Below are 19,249 nucleotides of genomic sequence, written 5' to 3'. Positions count from 1 at the left end.
GGCGGAGAATTCGGACAAAGAGGGGTGTGGCTCGAGAAATCGTTCCGTTACCTGCCGGTCAGATCTGATGAACACTCAAGAGGCAATGAGGCAAGGGGAGTTACGCGCGTCACGTGGTATTGGTCCAGGCCTTATCGAAGGCAGTCGTTACCTAATCGAGATAACAAGTGGGGTGCTGCTGACGGGAATTCAGTCAAGGATTCACCTAATTACTACCTGTCGAATTCCCTTGGTCACGACCCGTGAGGAAGACGCTGCCCGGCCGGCTCGGCGGAACACGGAGGCGTGCTCCATGGCCCGCTGACGGAACGTCCGGGCTCTACGCGAAGAACCGGCGGCTGTCCGGCCGGCCCCTGGCCCGGTTCCAGTCGGTCGGCTCCCGCCTCGCCGCGAGCAGCGCCCGGATTGCCGAACTGGGTCTCCCGGCTCGGTCCGTTGGTCCCCGCCGTGTCGGAGCGCCCGGCCAGGGAGGTGGGAGGGCGCGTGGCAGGGTGGTGGGTATGCCATCACTCTCGCTTCGCATTGTCGGCCGCGATCTCCCGGGGCGTGAATGCGGGGGATACCGGGACGTCCATGTAGCCGTGCAGCGCGGGCGCGAGCCTGAGGGAGCTGTTTCCGGGGACGCCGCGGAGGCGGTCTGGGAGTTCACCGTGGAGGTGGTCGTGACGCCGGACGGGGTTCGGGACTTTCGCGGGCCTCATGTCCACGGACGGCGCGGGGGTCGCTTCCTGTATCTGACGTGGGGAGAACTGCGGCACGGCGGGGCGTTCACGATGTTCCGCCGCGCCAAGCTGATGCTCGACGACCTCCCGCCGCAGCTCGTCGAACGGGGCGCCGCCGAAGCGGAGCTGCGGCTGACGGACCGCTGCGGGATGCCCGTGTGCGCCGCGGTGCGCCCGCCCGGCATCGTCTGGAGCTGAAGGGGCGAGGGCTCGCCTGGCGGCGGCGGAGGGCGGGCGGGCGGGCGAAGCCTGCCTGCGGGACCGGCTATCGGATGGCGCAGCCGACCGCATCGGCCCCGGGGCGTAAACCCGTGGGTCTACGCCCTCCCGCGTTGTCCATCGGTGAGCCGATGCCGTGCGGGAAGGCACGTGACAGCGTTCCCCTGTGCCCACGGACCAGCCGTTCAGGCACGCTTGACGATGCGTCACCACCGGAGGACCCGTGATCAACACACCGTTCGTCAGTCGTCGGCGCATGACGCGCCGCCGCATGCTGGGCGCCGCGCTGGCCGTAGGTGCCGCCGTACCGCTGGCCGCCGCCGGCCCTGCGTGGGCCACCCCCGCCGCGTCCGCCGCCCACGCCTCGACGCGGCTCACGCTGCCCGTGCCGACCGGTCCGCATCCGGTGGGGACGGTCCAGCTGCACCTCGTCGACCGCTCGCGTCCGGACGCCATCGCGGGGCCCGGGCACTTCCGTGAGCTGATGGCCACCGTTTGGTACCCCGCCCGGGACGTGCGGCGGTACCCGGTGGCGCCCTGGATGCCGGCCGGGGCGTTTCGGGCGTTCGTCGACGACGCCGGGTTCGGCGATCTGGCCTCCCTGGGACCGCTGACTGCCGGCCACGTGGGCGCTCCGGTGCGCAGGTCGGACCGGCGGCTGCACGTGGTCGTGTTCTCGCACGGCGCGCACAGCCACCAGGGCGACCACACCGTCGTGGTCCAGGAGCTCGCCAGCCACGGATATGCGGTGGTGACGATCGCGCACCAGTACGACACGTACACCGAGTTCCCCGACGGCCGGGTCGCCGTCCCGCTCCAGGACAGGGAGGCGCCGACGCGGCCGGGGGACTTCGCCGCCGACCTGCGCTTCGTCCTCGACTGCGTCGAGCAGATCGCCGCGGGACGCAATCCGGACGTCGACCACAAGAGGCTGCCGGCCGGGCTGCTCGGCTCGCTCGACCCGCGGCGCACGGGCGCGTTCGGCTGGTCGAAGGGCGGCACGGCCACCGCGTGCGCCACGCTCGCGGACGCGCGCATCCGGGCCGGGCTGAGCCTCGACGGCCCGATGCAGATGAACCCGCCGCTCGCCGGCGACCTGGACCGGCCGTTCATGATGATGTCCGCCGAGTTCAGCCGGGCCACGGATCCCGCGGTCGCCGCCTTCTGGTCGCACCTGCGGGGCCGGCGGCTGGACATCCGGGCCGAGGGAGCCGTCCACATCTCCTCCGGCGACAACGAGGCGCTGTTCCCACAAGTGGCGAAGCTGTACGGATGGAGCGCGCAGCAGCTCCAGGAGGTGATCGGCACCCTCGATCCCGACCAGGCGGTGAGGATCCAGCAGGCCTACCCGCTCGCGTTCTTCGACGAGCACCTGCGCCACCGTCCGGGGCACCTGCTCGACGGGCCGTCCCCGGCCTTCCCGGCAGTGACGTTCCTTCCCTGAGCCCCTTCACGGCACCACGCGCCACACACGCATGCGGATCGGCCTCCTCCGAGGTCCGGGCCGTGCGGTGTACTCCTGTGCGCCCCCATGTACCCCTTCGGTGGCCCAGCCGGTTCCGTTTACGGTTCCGGGCCATGAGTGGATACGCGAAGGAACCGGCCACGCCGACGGAAATCAGCACCCGCGACCTGCCTCCCTCCGACCGGTGGTCCACGACCCCGGTGGTACCGGCCCCGGTCTGCCGTCTGGAGAACTTCCTCGGCGCCGACCGCGCCGCCCGCCTGCTGAGCTACGCGATCTCCCGGGAGCCGGACTTCCGCGCCGGAACGGTCCTTGACCCGCTGTCGGGCCAGGTCTCGCACAAGGGCCGCAGCTCCCTCGTCCTCCCCGTGACCAGCGCCGTGCTGAGCCGGCACCTCGCCGACTGCCTGCCGCTGGTCCAGGAGGTGCTCGGTCACGGGGCCGCGCTCAGCCACACCCTGACGGTGCTGACCGCGCACGGGGAAGGGGGCCACTACGGCATGCACACGGACGCCTCACGGGTCCGCGATGTGAGCACGGCCCTGTCGGCCGTGTACTACCTCCACCGCAAGCCCCGGGGCTTCGACGGGGGCCAGCTCCGGCTGTACGACACCCTGCTCACCGACGGCGGGGCGCAGCCGGCGGAGTCCTACCGCACCGTCGAACCCGAGCACGACACCATCGTCTTCTTCCCGGCGAGCGCCTTCCACGAGGTCGTCCCCTCCACCTGCCCCAGCGGGCGGTTCGCCGATCACCGGTTCACCCTCACGACGTGGATCAGCGGTGCCGGGTCCGCGGCGACGGCGCACGACCCGACGTTCCGGATCCTGCCGTGGATGGCCCGCGCGGCCGAACGCACCCGCCCGCTCGCGGATGTCGAGCACGACCACGACGGCGCCCACCCCATCGCCCTCCCGCCGGCTGCCCCTGCCACGCGACTCACCCTCCCCGCATCCCGCACGACACCGTGAACCCGGTGCCAGGGCCACCACGCGCCGAGGATGCCCCGTCGCTCCCCGACCCTGTCCGGTGATCCGCGGCGGTCGCGGCGGACGTCAGTCGAGCGGTACGGCCGCGAGGCGGTCGACGGTCTGGGGGTAGAGCCTGTTGCCGCGCTGGACGATCATCGTCGGGCCGTCGGGCATGTTCACGGCGCCCGCGGCGAGCGTCCACGCGACCCGCCGGGCCGCGACGTCCACCGCGACGACCGCCTGACCTGCGCCGCCGACCGCCGCGTAGAGCTCCCCGCGGAACGGGGCGGGAGGCGCCAGCATGGAGACGTACGCGCCCGGGTCGTGGGTCCACACCTTCTTCCCGGTCGACTCGTCGAACGCCTGGAGCGCCCCGTCCGCGGCGTACACCGTGCCGTTCACGCAGACGGGCGCGCTCAGCAGCTTCGGACTCTCCGGTTCCAGCTTCCAGGCCACCGCACCCGTCGCCAGGTCCACCGCAGTGATCCGCTCCTCGAAGTCGAAGACGTGGCGGTCCGAGGCGACCGGGGGGTTGATGCCTCCCGACTTGTCCGCCGACGTCGCCTCCTGGTCCGTGCGGACCCGGCAGGCCCACAGGACGCGGCCGTCGCGCAGGTCGGCGGCGAAGACGCGTGCGGGGTCCGAGCAGATCAGGCGGCCGCCGGAGATGATCGCCGACATCATGAGCGAGCCGTCCCTGTCCAGGACGGCGCCCTCGATGCGCGTGCGCCAGCGTAGTTTCCGGGCGCCCAGCTCGTAGGCGAGCAGCCACGCCTGCTCCTGCTGCTGCCGGTCGCCGGATCTGAAGTACGCCTTGAGGTAGAGGCATTCGGCGTCCGCGGCCAGCAGCTGCGTGGTGTGGGTGAGATCGCCCAGGACGGCCGGGTTGGCCGCGTCGGCGGCGAGGTGGCCGGTGCGCGGGTCCAGGTACCCCGCGCTCGCGTTGCCGTCGTCGTCGAAGACGAAGCCGACGAGCTTGTCGCCCGCCACGGCCACGTCGGCCATGGCGGTCCGGGTCTCCCACAGGATCCGGCCGTCGGCGGTCGAAATGCCGCACAGGATGTCGCTCGTGTGGATCAGGACCTCGTCGGAGGGGACGGCCGTGGTGGCGGTGAACGGGGACGGGACCGACCACAGCGGGGCCGGAGGGGTGCCGGGCGGGCGGGAGGACCGGGTGGGGCCGGGCGTCGCGGTACGGCCGGCGGAGCCCGGACCGGAGCCCGAGCCCGGGAGGTACCCGGTGGCCCAGAGCGCCGAGGCGCCGCCCACCACGGTGAGCCCGGCGGCCGCCGCGCCCGCGATCAGGGTGCGGCGGGAGAGCGCGCGGCGCGGGGCGGGGGCGCGCAGTGGGGCGGTGGCGACGGTGGCGACGTCACCGATCCGGCGGGACAGGTCGGCGAGGAGCGCCTGCGGCAGCAGCTCGGCGAACTCTCCGGGGTCGAACGGCCCCCACTCGTCGTGCAGTCGGCCGGGGGCGGGCCGGTCGCCGGGCTCGGGGGAGAAGCAGGCCGTGAGCGTCGCGCGCAGGCCGTCCGGCAGGCCCGTGAGGTCGGGGTCGGCGCCGTCCCGCAGCAGTTCGAGGGTGCTCTGCCGGCCGCGGGCGTCGTAGGGGCCGTGACCGGACGAGGCGAACACCAGGACCGCCGCGAGGGCGAACACGTCGCCTTCCGGGCCGGGCGGTCCTCCGCGCGCCTGCTCCGGTGACATGTACGCCGGTGTGCCCGCGAGGCCCCCGGCCTCCGTGAGGCGGGGGCTGCCCGGGGCCTGGGCGAGCCCGAAGTCGATGAGGCGAGGGCCGTGCGCGGTGATCAGTACGTTCGACGGCTTGATGTCCCGGTGGACGAGCCCGGCGCGGTGCAGGGCGGCGAGCGCGGCGGCGAGCGCGGAGCCGAGTTGACGGACGACCGGTTCGGGCAGCGGACCCCCGGCCGCCACCGCCTCGGCCAGCGAGGGCCCGATGAGGTACGCCGTGGCCAGCCAGGGCCGCGCCGTGTCGGGGTCGGCGCCGAGGAAGGCCGCGGTGTGCTCCGCTCCCAGGGCCCGCGCGGCCTCGGCCTCCAGCGTCAGCCGCCGGCGGTAGCCGGGCTGGTCGCGCAGGTCGGACCGGACGGTCTTGACCGCGGCGAGGCGGCCGCCGGCGGTGCGGGCCAGGAAGACGGTACCCATGCCGCCGCCGCCCAGCCGGCCGAGGAGGGTGTACTCCCCGAGCCGTTCGGGATCGTCGGGCAGCAGGGGCAGGAGCGTGGACATGACCGGTGGACTCCTTCGGGGCGGCGGTCGTACCTGTGCGTGGGTCGGGGGCGGGCGAGGGGGTGGGAGGGCGCGGGGTCAGTCCGCCGGGAGGGCGACGACGGCGGACGGCCGGGCGACGAGCAGGATGCCGGGGACCGCGGCGAGCTGGAACGGTTCCCGGGCCTCCACCCCCGCGAGCCCGGTCTGCCACAGCCGTTTGCCCGAGGGGATGCCGGTCGCGGTGACCTGGTGCAGGGTCGCGAGGTAGAGGGTGCGTCCGGAGGTGCTCGCGGTCATGCCCCCGAGCATGTTCCACTCCAGGTTCTCGGTGAGCGTCTGCTCCCACAGCGTCCGGCCGGTGTCCGGGTCGACGGCGACGACGGGGCCCGTGCCGTCGTCGGCCAGGTACAGGGTGCCGCCGCTGAAGAAGGGCGGGGAGTTGGTCCCGGCGATCAGGGCCTGCGACTCCCACAGCCGGGTGCCGGTCTTCAGGTCGTAGGCGTGGGCGCGACCGCGGGAGAGCAGGAACAGCCGTCCGCCGCCCGCCGGGTCCACCGTGGAGGCCGGGCCGCCGTGGACGCCGGGGAAGGAACGGTTCCAGAGCATGCGTCCGCTGCTCCGCTCGAAGCCCGCGATCGCGAGGGTCCGGACGGCCCTGACGTCCCGGAACACCTGCGGGGGCACCTGCACCTCCACGACGACCGTCTCGGGGCCGACGGCGGTGACGAGTCGCTCGTTGCCGAATCCGCTCGGCAGCGGGGTGCGCCACAGCTCCTTGCGCTGGTCCAGGTCGAACGCCGCCAGCAGGTACCCGACCGCCGGACTCCCGTCCGCCAGGAGCAGCCACGCGGTGGCGCCGTCGGCGGCGATCACCCCCGCGAGCTGTTCGTGGCGCTGGAGCCACTGGGTACGGCCGTCACGCATCGAGCAGAGCGACAGTCCCTCGCGCGTGGCCGTCAGGAAGCGGTCGCCGGGCACCTGGACGGGTGGGGTGCTGCCGCCGTCGGGCAGCTGCCACACCTCCTTGCCGGTGCGCAGGTCGTGCCCGTACAGGACGTCGCCGCGCGTCATCAGGCAGTGGTCGGCGCTGCTCCCCGGAAGGAGCCGGATTCGGGCCGTCGGGTCGTCCAGGCGCCACAGGGCGCCCGGCGGCATGCCGGGGACGCGGGGGCTCGTACCGGAACCGCCGCCCGTCGCGGACGGCCCGGCGCGGTTGTCCTCTCGGGTCAGGGCGGACCAGGCGAGGGTCCCGGAGACCCCGAGGGCCGCTCCCGCCGCACCGGTCAGCAGGCCGGACAGCACTCGGCGGCGGGTGGGCGGGGCCGGAACCGGTGCGGGGGCCGGGGGCGTCACCGCCAGGGTGGCGGGGTGCGGGGGCTCGTACGCATCGGCGTCCGCCGGGGACCGGGCATCCGCATGCCCGTTCCCGTCCCGGTCCGCGTCCGGATCCCCGTCCCCGTTCGGGTCCGCATCGTGGATCTCCAGGTCGGCGATCGCCTGCGTGCGTACGGCCAGTGCGGCGACGACCCGGCCGGGCAGCGGGTCCGGTGTCCGCTCCGCGCCCTGCCCTCCGGGGGCCAGCGTCCGGCACAGCTCCGCGGCGGTCGGGCGGTCCGTCGGGGAGGCGGCCAGCGCCGCGGCCACCACCTCGCCCAGCTCTCCCGGCAGACCGGTCAGTTCGGGCCGGTCGTGGAGGGCGCGGTAGGCCAGCACGGGCGGCGGGCCGTCCCCGAAGGGGAGCCGCCCGGTGGCCGTGTGGAGCAGCAGCACCGCCAGGGAGTACACGTCGGCAGCGGCGGAGGAGGGCCGCCCCGCGGCCACTTCCGGGGCCATGAAGGCGGCCGGCACGGTCGACACCCGGCTCTGCGGTTCGGGCCGCCCTTGCCCTGCGTCGGGCCGCGGCCCCGGCCCCGATCCTTGGCCCGATCCCTGGCCCGGCCCCGGCCCCTGACCCCCGCCCGGTTCGCGAGGTGGCGTGGAGGGCATGCGGCAGGCGTGCAGGGCCATCAGCAGTGGGCGGGCCGTGGTGAGCCAGACCCCGTCGGGGGCCACCGCGCCGTAGGTGATGCCCCGGGCGTGCAGGGCGGCCAGGGTGTCGGCGATCTCCGCGGCAAGCCGCACCGACTGATCCAGGGGCAGGGTCCCGGACTCCGTGCCGGGCCGCCGCCCGACATCGGAGAGGGACACGGCCGGGGTGTGCGCGAGGGCCGCCCACGAGGGCTCGGTCCCGGTCCGCAGGTCCAGTACGTGCGGCACTCCCGGCACGGGCCCACGGTGCAGCGCCTCGGCCGCCTCGTACGCGGCCGGGGGCAGCAGGCACACCACGGCGTGCCCGTGGTTCCGGTCGCGGCCGACGTACATGCCGTTGGCCGGCGGCGCCGGCCGGGGGCCGGGCCAACGGGCCAGCAGCCGGTACGGCCCGGCCGCCCGCGGGTCCTCGGGGTGCAAGCCCTCCTCCAGACGTCCGCCGCCCATGGGTTCCCCCCTCACCTCGTGGCCCCGCCCGGGGCCGGTCACATGCCCGGCAGGGCGCGGACCGCGCTGCCGCGTTGCCAGATGACGCTGCCTCCGGCGACCGCTCCCCGCCAGGGAACGTCGGCCCGGCCTTCCGCGGCCGGGGCCGGTGCGAACACGTACTGTTCGGCCGCCCGCCCGCCGTGCACCACGAGGATGCCGAGCTCGGGCTTCCGCAGCGGCGCGAAGATCCCGGCCCCCGCCACCAACGGAGCCTGGTCCTGGGCCAGTTCCTCGGAGGCCGGCACGGTCCAGGCGGGGGCTCCGGTCTTCACGCCGATGCTCCGGAGCTGGCGGCCGTCGGCGACGTACACGCTGTCGCCGGCCGGCGCGGGCACGCCGAAGCCCGCGCTGTCGTCCGCGGGCAGGGTCCACAGCTGCTCGCCGTGCTCCAGGTCCAGGCAGGTCAGCGTCCGGTCTCCGGCCCCGCCCAGCAGCACTCCGCCCGCGGACAGGGCCGTCCGCGAGCCGTCGGTGCCGGCGGGCCGCCGCCACGCGGGGCCGCCGTCGGCGGCGGACAGGGCCACCACCCCGCCGGCGGCGGAGGCCAGGAGCAGCCGCCCGTACCCGGCGGCCGCCGAGAGCGCCGTGCCCGGCACGGGGACGGGCACGCGCCAGCGCACCGAGCCGTCCGCCCGCTTGAGCGCGGCCAGCCGGCCGTCGGCGCCGAGGACGTACACCTGGTCCTCGTCGGCGGCGAGCAGCCCGGTCACCCCGTCGCGTGCGCGGTGGCGGACCGTACCGCTGCCGGGGTCCAGGAACAGCAGGGCGCCGTCCGGGGCCAGGGCGACGGGTCGGCGGCCGCCGGCGAGGTCGCGCACCACAGGTCCGCGCCAGCGCCGTTCGCCCGAGACCGGATCGTGGAGGAGGAGCTCGCCGCCGCCGTCCGCGAAGCACACCCGGCCGTCGACGTCCACCGGCCCGAAGGCCGGCTGCGCCGCGGCGCGGTCGTACGACCACAGGGGCCCCGGCACCGTGCCGGGCGGGCCGCTCCAGCGGGGAGCGGGGGTGCGGCCGGGGCCGTCGTCCCCCCGGAGGGTGCGCAGGGCGGTGGCGCCGGTCGCCGCGAGGAGCACGGCGGCTCCGGCGCCGGTGAGCACCCTGCGCCGGGTGGGCAGCCGCGGGCCGGCGCCCAGGGCGGCCGCGGCCCGTGCGATCTCGGCGGCGTCGGCGAGCACCGCGGGGGGCAGCCAGCGGGTGGCGGCGCGCACGGCCGCGCCCTGCGGGTCGAGTTCCGCGGCCACCTCCGCGGCGGCGGGCCGGTCTTCCGGCTGCTTTTCGAGGCAGCCGCGGATCACGGGCGCCAGCCCGGCCGGTACGCCGGTGAGGTCGGGGGCCTCGTAGGCGATGCGGAAGTCCGATCGGACCGGATCTCCGTCGTAGAAGGCGTGCCGGCCGGTCAGCGCGAAGACGAGCAGCGCACCGAGGCAGAAGACGTCGCTCGGCGGTCCGAGGGGACCCTTCACCACCTGCTCGGGCGACATGTAGCCGGGCGTTCCGGGGCGCTGACCCGTCGCGGTCAAAGTGGCGTCCCCGGTCACCCGGGCGATGCCGAAGTCGACGACGCGGGGGCGGTCGGCGCCGAGGATGACGTTCGACGGCTTCAGATCGCGGTGTACGACTCCGGCCGCGGCCAGGGCCGTCAGGGCCCGGCCGAGCGCCCCGGCGAGGACCCGCACGGCGGGCGCGGGCAGCGGTCCGTGCCGCTGTACGGCGGCGGCGAGGGTCGCGCCCGGGACGAACTCGGCTGCGATCCAGGGCACTTGCCCGGTCGTCGAGGAGCCGAGCACGTTGGCGACGAAGGGGCTGCGGACCGCTGCCGCGGCGGCGGCCTCGCGGGTGAACCGCTCGCGCAGGTCCGCGTCGCGGAAGAGTTCGGGCCGGATGGTCTTGAGGGCGACCGGACGCCCCCGGCGGCGGGCGAGGTAGACCCTCCCCATGCCGCCGGCCCCGAGCACCCCCAGGATCCGGTGACCTCCGAGTTGCGCGGGCGTACCGCCCGGCAACGGGGCGATCGCTGGTGTCATGCCGTTGATCGTATGCGTGCGTCCGTCAACCATCCCTGGAATCAACAAAGTTGACGTCTCCCCGGCCGGGCGGGGGCACGCCCGGTTTGACCTTGCCGCGACGTCACGGTTTGTACTGAGTGACATCCGGCCCGGGGCGCACCGAGCTCACGGGACGGTCACCCACCCGAGAGGACTCCCAGATGACCGCGACCACCGCTGTCGAGAAGAACATGGCCCTGCTGCGCACCGCGTACCGGTTGGTGGAGAGCGGTGACATCGACGCTGCCGGGCAGCTGCTGAGCGAAGACTTCATCGCCAACGTCCCTGGATGCCCCGACCCGCTGCACGGCCGGGAGACCTGGCGGACGGGCACGCAGATGATGAAGGACGCGTTCCCCGATCTGAAGATCGAGGTGCGGGACATGTTCGGCGCCGGCGACAAGGTGACCGTGCTGGTCCACTTCCAGGCCACGCACCTGGGCGCGTTCCAGCAGTTCGAGGCGACCGGACGGCAGGTCGGCTACCGCAGTGTCGAGGTCTACCGCTTCGAGGGCGAGCGGATCGCCGAGGAATGGGTCGCGCCGGACCTGATCAGCCTCTTCCAGCAGATTTCACCGGCCCCCGTCGGCCACTGACGGACGGTAGTGGGCCAGGGGCCCCTTCCCGCGTGGGGGGAATGGGGCCCCTGGGCGGCAGGGATGCTCTAGGAGCCGTGGACGTTCGCGCCGCTCAGGCGGGCGCTGATCAACTGTTCGGCCCCTTCCGACAGCCGCGCCCGCCGGGCCGGATCCTCGGCCCATTCGAGCTCCACCGTCAGCGCCAGTTCGGACCGGATGACGGTCGCGCGAGGAACCGGCACACGCTGGCCGGGCTTCTCCGTGAACGGCTGGAGCTCCGCCGCCACGGCTTGGGACTCCTCCGAAGAACTGTGACGGAGCGTAAGAAACACCCGGGCGAGCCAGTCGGCCGGGACCTTCACCATGAAATCGGTCATACCGAGGCAACGACGGCACTCGATCTCGGTGACGCCCCACCTCACGGCATCGTCCGGGCCGCCTCAGGTGCGCCGACGGTTGAGCAGCCACCACGAGGTCACCAGATCATCGGTGCGACGCAGGTCGAGTCCCGTGAGTTCCTGGAACCGGTTGACCCGATAACGCACGGTGTTGGGGTGCACGGCGAGTTCCCGCGCGACCCTGCCCACGTCCTGGTCGCATTCGAGGTAGACGCGCGCCGTGCGCTCGATCTCCTTGCTCGAACGCCCCGCGGTGTCGAGCGCCGTCAGGTGGCGTGCGGAGAGGGATTCGGCGGTGCGGGATTCGGCGAGGACGAGGGGCCGCGGCCCGAGGTCGCAGAGCCGTACGGCACCCGACATGGCGAAGCGCCGTGCGGTTTCCAGCGCCAGCACCGCCTCGCCGAAGCCGGTGTCGAGCTGATCGAGCGGCATCGGTGGGCCGACCGCCACCAGGTGTCCGACGATCGACTCGGGTGCGCTCGGGGCGATGAAGCCGAGGACCTCCCCGATCTCGGCGAGGGGCAGCCGGTCGGCGGGAACGCGCAGCGCCCCGGCGATGGCGCGGCGCAGGGTGTCGGCGTCGTCGGCGGTCGAGGCCCGTGCGGCGAGGGCCACGTAGTGCGCCTGTGGCCGGAGCCCGAAGAGGTGGGCGTCCTGGTGGATCCGTTCGGCCGGGAAGGCCCCGCTGAGCACGCCGGCCGCGAAGGCCGATCGGCGTTCGGCGTCGAAGTGCGCGCGCTCCAGGGCGAGGTCGTGCTGGACGCGGGCGAACACCGCCGATGCCTCGTTGGAGAACTCCCAGGTGCTGTCGTGCACCGCGAGGAGGAGGTCGGGGGGCAGGCCCACCTCGGCGGCGATCTCGTCCAGCAGGGCGAGCATCTCCCGCGAGCCGAGCTGGTAGCCGATGGTGAGCGCGTCGAGGGAGATCCCCCGGGCGGTCCGCTCCGCCGCGTAGCCGCCGAGCATCTCCCGCAGGGCGGCGTCGGGCACGCGCAGGGACGAGAGCTCCGAGACGAGGACGTCCATGAACCTGCGGGCGGACACCTGGATCTCCTCGTCCGAGAGCACCGCGTACCCCGGGACGTGTCCGCGCACCAGGATCAGGAAACGCTCCGCGAAGGCGTCGCGCCGCGTGCGCAGGCGGGCGACAGCGGCGACGACCGTGGCGTGGGTCGCGGGGTCCAGGGCGCCGAGGTCCGGCATGCGCCGGCGTGCGGGCCAGGCCGTGGGGCTCTCGTGGTCCATGGCGGCACCCTAGTCACAGACTTTGTTATGGAGAACAAAGTTCGCGCGACGAGGTTATCGGAGACTCCGTAGCTTGCCAGGTCAGGCACGGCGACACTGTGGCGGAGCTCGCGGGTGACCTGGTTCCGGGCGCCATGTCGAGCACTCTTCACTGTCGAAGGGATCCCTCCTGGGGCACGTTCTCTCCCGAAGCCGACCAGCGGTGCGTCGACGCCGCGGTCGCCGGCCGGGTACGTACTCGGGCTGCTGTTCGCAGGCAACCTGCTCAACTTCTACGACCGGGCGCTGCCCTCCGTCGTGCTGGAGCCGATCAAGGAGGAGTTCGGCCTCGACGACACACAAGTCGGGATGCTCGCATCGGCTTTCGTGCTCGTCGCGGCGCTCGCCGGCGTGCCACTGGGGCGTCTGGCGGACCGGATCCCGCGTACGGCGGTCGCGGGATGGGGGCTGTTCGTGTGGAGCGCCTTCACCGCGGCCGGCGGGGTCCTGACCTCCTTCTGGGGGTTCTTCGCCACACGCGTGGGCGTGGGGGTCGGAGAGTCCAGCTACGCACCGGCCACCGGATCCCTGCTGGCGGACCTCTACCCGAGCGAACGCCGCTCGCGCGCCCAGTCGCTGTTCATGCTCGGCTTCCCGATCGGGACCCTGCTCGCCTTCCTCACCGCCGGCGCACTGGCCGTCGCCTTCGACAGCTGGCGGGCTCCCTTCCTGATCGCGGCCGTACCCGGAGTCGTCGTGGCCTTCCTCGTACTGCGCCTGCGCGAACCCGAACGCGGCGCCGCCGAACCCGACCACGTCCCCACCGGGGAGAACCGGCGGACCTCCCTCCTGGCGCTGATGAAGGTGCGCTCGATGTACGGGATGCTCCTGGCGTTCGCCGGATACAACTTCGCCGCGTACGCGATCGGGACCTTCCTCACCCCCGTCCTACAGCGCTATTACGGCCTGTCCCTCGTCACGGCCGGCCTGGTGGGCGGGGTCGTCGTCGGCGTCACCGGTCTCATAGGCCTGCTCACCGGCGGTCGGGTGCTCGACCGTGCGGCGAGGAGATCCCCCGAGGCCCGGGTGCGGGCATCGGCCCTTTGCCTCGGCCTTGCCGCCCTGTTCTCCCTCGCGGGCCTGGCCGCGGGCCGTGGCGCGGCGTGGCAGCTGGTGGTGTTCCTGAGCCTGGGCTACATGTTCGGCATCGTCTACCTGGCCGCGGCCGTGCCCGTGGTCTCCGACGTCATCCGCCCCGAGCAGCGCTCGGGAGCGCTGGGTCTCCTCTTCGCCGTCGGCTACCTGATCGGCGGTGCGGGCGGGCCCGTGTTCGTCGGCGCCCTGTCGGACGCCCTGGCCGAGGGTTCCGCCTCGGCCCTCGGGGCGTCGGCCCACGGCCTGCGCACAGCCCTGATGCTCACCGTTCCCCTCGCCTTCGCGGTCGCGGCGGTCGGGATGCTCCTGGCCTCGCGATACGTCCGCTCGGACCGCGACTCGATGCTCACGCCAAGGACCACGACATGACACGGCCGGACCACACCGAATCCCCGGACATCACTGACTCCCCGGACCGCACCGACTCCCCGGACACCACCGCATCCGCGAACGAAGGAGAGACGTCCCGCGTGATCCAGCACGTACGGGTCCTGATCGTCGGCAGCGGCTTCTCGGGCATCGCCCTGGGGCGAGCCCTGAGGGAAGACCGGTTCACGGACTTCGTCATCCTCGAACGGGCACCCGCGGCCGGAGGCGTCTGGCACTCGAACACCTACCCCGGCTGCCGGTGTGACGTCCCCTCCCACCTCTACTCGTTCTCTTTCGCCCCGAACCCGGACTGGACCTCCACGTACTCCCCACAGCCGGAGATCCGGGCGTACCTGGAGCGCTGCCTCGACCGGTTCGGGCTGCGCCCCCACCTGCGCACCGGAGTCGAGGTGCAGGACGCCCGGTGGGACGAGGACGACCAGCTCTGGCACGTCACGACGGACAGCGGGGACTGGACGGCGCAGGTACTCGTCAGCGCCGTCGGCCCGCTGACCGAACCCAGACTCCCCGACGTGCCGGGCATCGACCGCTTCCGGGGGAAGATCATGCACTCCGCGCGCTGGGACCACGACCACACGCTCGACGGTGAACGCGTCGCGTCGATCGGCACCGGCGCCTCCGCGATCCAGTACGTCCCGGAGATAGCCGACCGAGTCCGCTCGCTCCACGTCTTCCAGCGCAGCGCCCCGTGGATCACCCCCCACGACAAGCGGGCGATCACCGATGCGGAGCGCGAGCGCTTCAGGGCACGCCCCGGGCGCCAGCGGGTCGAACGTGCCAAGACCTACCTCGGCAAGGAACTGCTGGTACTGGGCTTCGCCAAGCGGCCCGGACTCATGCGCGTGATCGAGCGGGTCGCGCTTCGGCACCTGCGGGGCCAGGTCGAGGACCCGGCCTTGCGGCGCGCCCTGACTCCCGACTTCACGCTTGGCTGCAAACGGGTCCTTCCGTCGAACGCCTGGTACCCCGCGCTGCAGAAGCCGAACGTGGAGCTCGTTCCCCGCGCGTTGGCCGAGATCCGGGAGAACAGCGTGATCGACGCGGACGGCGTCGAGCGCGAGGTCGACACGATCGTCTTCGCCACCGGGTTCCACGTCACCGACATCCCCTTCGCGGACAAGGTGCGCGGCCGCGCGGGCAAGCCGCTGAACGTGGTGTGGGCGGGGTCCCCGCGCGCGTACCTCGGCGTGTCCGTTCCGGGCTTCCCGAACTTCTTCATGTTCCTCGGGCCCAACTCCGGCCTGGGCCACAGCTCCATGGTCTACATGGTCGAGGCCCAGGCGCAGCACGTGAAGAAGGCCATCCGCGCGCTCGACCTCTCGGGCTCGACCTCCATCGAGGTGGCCCCGCAGGCGCACGACGCCTACAACGCCGAACTCGACCGCAAACTGGCGAAGTCGGTGTGGGAACTGGGCGGGTGCCGCACCTTCTACCGGGACGCCAACGGCCGCAACGCCACCATCTACCCCGACTGGACCTTCACCTTCCGGCGCCGGGCGATCCGCTGGAAGCCGGAGGCCTACCACCTGGCCACGCGCACACCCGCCAGGGCCGAACACCCGGTCACGACCGAACACCCGGTCACGACCGCACACCCGATCACGTCCACGGATGCCTCATGAAGGCCGTCAGCCTGTCCCGGGGGCAGCTGGAAGTCGTCGACCTGCCCACCCCGCGTCCCGCTGCGGGACAGCTGCTGGTCAAGGTGGAGCGCTGCGGGATCTGCGGCTCCGACCTGCACTGCCGCCTGCACGCCGACGAGTTGGCCCGATCACTGGAGCTGTGCGGCTACCCCCGCTACCTGCGCTCCGACGAGAAGGTGGTGCTGGGCCACGAGATCTTCGGCAGGGTCGTCGAGCACGGCCCGTGGAACGCGGCGCGGATCAAGCCCGGCACGCCGGTCGTCAGCGTCCCGCTGGTGCGCCGCGGCCGGCAGGTCGACGGCGTAGGACTGTCCGCACACGCCCCGGGAGGCTACGCCGAGTACGTCGTGGTCCAAGAGGCACTGACCCTGCCGGTCCCGAACGGCCTCCCCGCCGACCTCGCCGCACTCACCGAGCCCATGGCGGTGGCCTGGCACGCGGTGAACCGCGCAGAGGTGTCCCGCAAGGACGCAGCCATCGTCCTCGGGTGCGGCCCCGTGGGCCTCGCGGTCATCTCCGTGCTCAAAGCCCGCGGTGTCGCCACCGTCGTGGCCGGCGACTACTCCGCCGGCCGCCGTGCGCTCGCCACGCGGTGCGGCGCCGACATCACGGTCGACCCGGCCGTCGACTCCCCGTGGACACAGGGCGGCGCCGGGCACCACTTCATGACCACCATGCCCGATCAGTACAACGCGGGCATCGACGCCCTCGAGAGCCTGGCCCGGCTGCCCGTGCCCTGGTGGACCGCCTGGCGCGTACTGGACAAGGCCGGCGCGACGCGGCCGGACAGGCCCGTGGTGTTCGAGTGCGTCGGAACTCCGGGCATGATCGACGGGATCCTGGCCGCTGCCCCCATGCACACGCGCGTCGTGGTCGTCGGCGTCTGCATGGGCCCCGACAGCATCCGCCCCTCGCTCGCGGTGAACAAGGAACTCGACCTCCGTTTCGCCGTCGGGTACACCCCGATGGAATTCCGGGACACTCTGCACGCCCTCGCCGACGGCACCCTCGACGCCGTCCCCCTCGTCACCGGCCGCGTGGGCCTGGCGGGCGTCCCGGATGCCTTCACCACCCTGAACGACCCCGAGACCCATGCCAAGATCCTCATCGATCCCGCACTCACCACTGAACGGATCGAGGCGGTGAGGAACTAGCTCGGCGGGACTCGGCCGCGAGGGCAAGGCGTCCATCGGGCCGGACCGCTGCGGCCGTCCGGCGCGCGGGCGGCGCGCCCGTACCCGGTCAGGGGCGAGAGCGCAGCGGGTGGTCCGCCGGCACTTCCACTACGGCGATGTGTACGCCGTCGGGGTCGGCGATCCACATCTCGATGAGGCCCCAGGCCTCGCGTCGTGGCGGCCGCAGCACTTCGATGCGGTGCCCGCGCAGTTCCTCGTACGCCGCGTGCACGTCCGCGACTTGGAGCCACAGTTGAAGGCCGGGCGCGGGCGGTGCCTCGGCGCGCCCCGATACCTCGAGGAACCCGCCGCCGAGGAAGTAGACCGTCCCCCGCTCGGGTCCGGTGCCGAACTCGCGGTAGACGGCGAGGCCCAGGGTGTCGCCGTAGAAGGCGCGTGAGCGCTCGGGGTCCGTGGGACGCAGGAGAATCCTGCTGCCCAGTACATGCACCGTGGTCCCTACCCTCGCTCACGCGGTGTACGGGCTCCGAGGGCCGTGACAGCGGCGATCATCCGGTCCCAGAGCGGGTCGGTCTCCAGACCCACCGCGACTCGGGCGTTGACCGGGCGGTCGACGTAACGCTGCAGGTCCACCACGGTGGCGCCGCGCGTGTACCGGCCGTGCAAGTCCACGACGACGTTCGCGTCCACGCAGTGCACGAGCCCGGGGTCGATGACGCGGGCCACCGCGACGGGGTCGTGCAACGGCGGGTGCGGGAACCCCCACAGTGTGCGGTACGTGGACGCGAAGAAGGTCAGCAACTCGGCGCACAGGTGTCCGAGGGGCGTACCGAGCCCCTCGAAGCGGGCCACCACCTCGGGCGTGGCCAGCGCCTGGTGCGTGACGTTGAGACCGCACATGGTGACGGGCACGCCACTGCGGAAGACGATGTCCGCGGCCTCCGGATCCGTGAGGATGTTGAACTCGGCTGCCGGGGTCTGGTTGCCCCGCTCCGTCGATCCGCCCATCAGGACGATCTCGTGGATGCGGGAGGCGTCCTGCGGAAAGCGGGTCAGCAGGAGGGCGATATTGGTCAACGGCGCCGTCGGTACGAGGGTGACCGGCTCCGGATGCTCGGTCAGTATCCGGTGGATGAGGTCCACCGCGTGCTCCGGGACGATGTCCACGGTGGGCTCCGGGAACATCGGTCCGTCGAGGCCGGAGGCGCCGTGCACGTCGTCCGCGACGCTGAGTGCCTGGACGAGCGGCCGGGCGCAGCCCGCCGCGATGGGCACATCGGTGATCCCGGCCACCGTGCACACGCGCCGCGCGTTCAGGGTGGTCTTGTCGAGCGTCTGATTCCCCGCGACCGTGGTGATGGCCAGCAGATCGACCGCGGGATCCCCCGCCGCCAGCATGATCGCGAGGGCGTCGTCGTGTCCGGGATCGCAGTCGATGATGATCGGGACGGGCACGTCGCTCCTCCCGGTGCGGGGTCGTGGCCCCTTCAGTGTGGCGCCCTCCCGGTCCCGTGACCAGGAGGCGGGACCCCGAGCCCGCGGACCACGATCACATCGAGCGGGGCGCCCGGCGCCCGGGCCACCCGGGCACCGCGCGGTCCTCCCGTGCTCGCTCGGCGTTGAACTGGGCTCCCGTGAGCAGGGCCAGGTTGGCGAACCAGAGCCAGATGACGAAGACCACGATGCCGGCCAGCGACCCGTAGACCCGGCCGTACGTGTCCAGCTGCGTGTACAGGGTGAAGAGCGCCGAGGCGGCCAGCCAGAGCAGGGCCGCCAGGACGCCGCCGGGCAGGCCCCGGCGGGTGCCCCGGCTCTGGGCCGGTCCCGTCCGGAAGAGCATCAGCACCAGCAGGGTGACGACGGACAGCAGCACGGGCCAGCGCAGGAGCGCGATCCCCTCGGCGCTCGCCCCGCCCGTGGTGTGCGCGAGCCGGCGGGCGAGCGGCCCGGACACCACCAGCCCCACGGCGCCGACGACGAGCAGGACGAGCAGCAGCACGGCATTGATGATCAGTGTGTGGGCGGCCCGGAGGGGAGGCCGGGTGTCCGGCACCTGGTGCATCGCGTGCAGGGCGCGGCGGAACACCGCGAGGTAACTGCACGCCGACCACAGGGCGCTCACTCCGCCGCTGATCATCAGGACCCAGATCGACGAGTGCTCGGCCGCGAGTCCGCCGAGCGCGTCGCGCAGCACCTCAGCGGACTGGGGCGGTGCGTACGAGGTGAGGTCCGTGGTCAACCGGTCCCTCGTCGCCCCGCCCGACAACCCCACCAGCGACACCGCGATGACGAGCGCGGGCAGGAGCGCCAGTACGGCGTAGTAGGTGAGGGCGGCCGCGTGATCGGCGAGGTTGTCGGTCCAGACGCGGACGGCGGTACGCCGCAGCTCGGCGCGGGTGCGCATCGCGAGGGCGATGGACGGAGGGCGTTCTCCTCCACGTGCTGCACTGCGGGGGATGTCGGCCATGCCCCGCGAGTGCCCTACGGAGCCCTTCGCATGCGCCCGCGGGGCCCCGTGCCGAAGCTGAAGGCCGAGGTGAGCGGGTGCGAGGAG

15 protein-coding genes are annotated in these 19,249 nt (G+C 73.1%); 7 read left to right on the top strand and 8 right to left on the bottom strand.

The genetic code is table 11. From position 1 onward, the window contains the following. Positions 1–500: 500 nt before the first annotated feature. The 3 genes from ACODT5_RS06495 (at position 501) to ACODT5_RS06485 (ending at position 3,377) form a co-directional block, all read left to right on the top strand. Positions 501–920, top strand: a complete 420-nt coding sequence (locus ACODT5_RS06495; RefSeq protein WP_422518229.1) for a DUF5990 family protein — start codon at positions 501–503, stop codon at positions 918–920. 244 nt (positions 921–1,164) lie between these two features. Next, the gene (locus ACODT5_RS06490) at positions 1,165–2,385 is read left to right on the top strand and encodes an alpha/beta hydrolase family protein (RefSeq protein ID WP_422518228.1); all 1,221 of its coding nucleotides are present in this window, start codon (positions 1,165–1,167) and stop codon (positions 2,383–2,385) included. Positions 2,386–2,519: 134 nt separating this feature from the next. Next, a complete protein-coding gene (locus tag ACODT5_RS06485; RefSeq protein WP_422518227.1) occupies positions 2,520–3,377 on the top strand; it encodes a 2OG-Fe(II) oxygenase in 858 nt (285 codons plus the stop codon). Between the two features lie 84 nt (positions 3,378–3,461). On the opposite strand, the gene ACODT5_RS06480 is transcribed toward ACODT5_RS06485, so the two are convergent. The 3 genes from ACODT5_RS06480 to ACODT5_RS06470 all read right to left on the bottom strand — a co-directional run bounded on the left by ACODT5_RS06480 (position 3,462) and on the right by ACODT5_RS06470 (position 10,150). Continuing rightward, positions 3,462–5,627 (bottom strand): protein kinase domain-containing protein, encoded by a 2,166-nt coding sequence (locus tag ACODT5_RS06480; protein WP_422518226.1) that lies wholly within the window; start codon positions 5,625–5,627, stop codon positions 3,462–3,464. Positions 5,628–5,705: 78 nt separating this feature from the next. Continuing rightward, positions 5,706–8,084 carry an outer membrane protein assembly factor BamB family protein gene (locus ACODT5_RS06475; RefSeq protein WP_422518225.1) on the bottom strand — a complete coding sequence of 793 codons (2,379 nt, stop codon included), beginning with the start codon at positions 8,082–8,084 and terminating at the stop codon, positions 5,706–5,708. 38 nt (positions 8,085–8,122) lie between these two features. Continuing rightward, complete coding sequence (locus ACODT5_RS06470; protein WP_422518224.1) at positions 8,123–10,150, bottom strand: protein kinase domain-containing protein; 2,028 nt, start codon at positions 10,148–10,150, stop codon at positions 8,123–8,125. 182 nt (positions 10,151–10,332) lie between these two features. Here ACODT5_RS06470 and ACODT5_RS06465 point away from each other — a divergent pair, with 182 nt between their 5' ends. Beyond that, positions 10,333–10,767: an ester cyclase gene (locus tag ACODT5_RS06465; RefSeq protein ID WP_422518223.1), complete on the top strand. Its 435-nt coding sequence runs from the start codon at positions 10,333–10,335 to the stop codon at positions 10,765–10,767. 68 nt (positions 10,768–10,835) lie between these two features. Here the strand turns inward: ACODT5_RS06465 and ACODT5_RS06460 are convergent, their stop codons facing one another. Next, on the bottom strand, positions 10,836–11,114 hold the full coding sequence (locus tag ACODT5_RS06460) for a hypothetical protein (RefSeq protein ID WP_422518222.1): 279 nt from the start codon (positions 11,112–11,114) through the stop codon (positions 10,836–10,838). Positions 11,115–11,189: 75 nt separating this feature from the next. Then, positions 11,190–12,392: a PucR family transcriptional regulator gene (locus ACODT5_RS06455; RefSeq protein ID WP_422518221.1), complete on the bottom strand. Its 1,203-nt coding sequence runs from the start codon at positions 12,390–12,392 to the stop codon at positions 11,190–11,192. A 114-nt stretch (positions 12,393–12,506) separates the two neighbouring features. Between ACODT5_RS06455 and ACODT5_RS06450 the strand changes: the two genes are divergently transcribed. Genes ACODT5_RS06450 through ACODT5_RS06440 form a run of 3 tightly spaced genes read left to right on the top strand, consistent with a single transcriptional unit; the run spans position 12,507 to position 16,713 of the window. Next, positions 12,507–13,895 carry a spinster family MFS transporter gene (locus tag ACODT5_RS06450; protein ID WP_422518220.1) on the top strand — a complete coding sequence of 463 codons (1,389 nt, stop codon included), beginning with the start codon at positions 12,507–12,509 and terminating at the stop codon, positions 13,893–13,895. Then, positions 13,892–15,538, top strand: coding sequence for a flavin-containing monooxygenase (locus ACODT5_RS06445; protein ID WP_422518219.1), 1,647 nt, complete (start codon positions 13,892–13,894; stop codon positions 15,536–15,538). Before ACODT5_RS06450 ends, ACODT5_RS06445 begins: the two co-directional genes overlap by 4 nt. Further along, positions 15,535–16,713: a zinc-binding dehydrogenase gene (locus ACODT5_RS06440; protein ID WP_422518218.1), complete on the top strand. Its 1,179-nt coding sequence runs from the start codon at positions 15,535–15,537 to the stop codon at positions 16,711–16,713. The genes ACODT5_RS06445 and ACODT5_RS06440 overlap by 4 nt, the downstream gene beginning before the upstream one ends. A gap of 88 nt (positions 16,714–16,801) precedes the next feature. On the opposite strand, the gene ACODT5_RS06435 is transcribed toward ACODT5_RS06440, so the two are convergent. From ACODT5_RS06435 to ACODT5_RS06425, 3 genes are all read right to left on the bottom strand, one after another. Further along, the gene (locus ACODT5_RS06435; protein ID WP_422518217.1) at positions 16,802–17,185 is read right to left on the bottom strand and encodes a VOC family protein; all 384 of its coding nucleotides are present in this window, start codon (positions 17,183–17,185) and stop codon (positions 16,802–16,804) included. A gap of 8 nt (positions 17,186–17,193) precedes the next feature. After that, positions 17,194–18,150, bottom strand: a complete 957-nt coding sequence (locus tag ACODT5_RS06430) for a nucleoside hydrolase (protein WP_422518216.1) — start codon at positions 18,148–18,150, stop codon at positions 17,194–17,196. A 94-nt stretch (positions 18,151–18,244) separates the two neighbouring features. Continuing rightward, positions 18,245–19,099, bottom strand: a complete 855-nt coding sequence (locus ACODT5_RS06425) for a YihY/virulence factor BrkB family protein (RefSeq protein WP_422518215.1) — start codon at positions 19,097–19,099, stop codon at positions 18,245–18,247. Between the last annotated feature and the right edge of the window lie 150 nt (positions 19,100–19,249).

Source organism: Streptomyces tatrensis, assembly GCF_049310065.1.
Taxonomy (GTDB): Bacteria; Actinomycetota; Actinomycetes; order Streptomycetales; family Streptomycetaceae; genus Streptomyces.
The sequence above is the reverse complement of the archived record's forward strand: the minus strand, read 5'-3'. Positions and strand labels throughout refer to the sequence as shown.